This window comes from Pseudonocardia sp. EV170527-09 (assembly GCF_008369905.1).
GTDB lineage: Bacteria > Actinomycetota > Actinomycetes > Mycobacteriales > Pseudonocardiaceae > Pseudonocardia.
Map to the genome: position 1 here is coordinate 1 of NZ_VRMC01000404.1, position 289 is coordinate 289.

General features: G+C 74.7%; 1 protein-coding gene. It reads right to left on the bottom strand.

Annotation, left to right across the window (positions count from 1 at the left end; genetic code table 11):
* Positions 1-237: hypothetical protein (locus FVA95_RS29615; RefSeq protein ID WP_255474727.1), on the bottom strand; the 237-nt coding region annotated here is incomplete at its 3' end.
* Positions 238-289 lie beyond the last annotated feature (52 nt).

Here is a 289-nt window from a genome sequence, read left to right on the forward strand (position 1 = left end):
GCGCAGGGAGCGCGACACGTGCACGCCACGCACGGGCAGCACGCCACGCCGGACCGGGCTCCACCAGAACATCGGGTCGCCGGGCGTGCCGGACGGCATCGGGAACATCCCGCGCCGGTAGGCCGCCAGCACCGTGCCGGGCGCCAGGTCGGCCCCCGCCGCGACCAGGTCGTCGGAGTCGTCGAGCCGCTCCGGACCCGGGAACGACCACGGAGTCGGTGGCGGCTCGACGGGCATGGGGAGACCGTACCCACGGACTCCGTACGCTGACCCCATGAGCGTCAAGGGC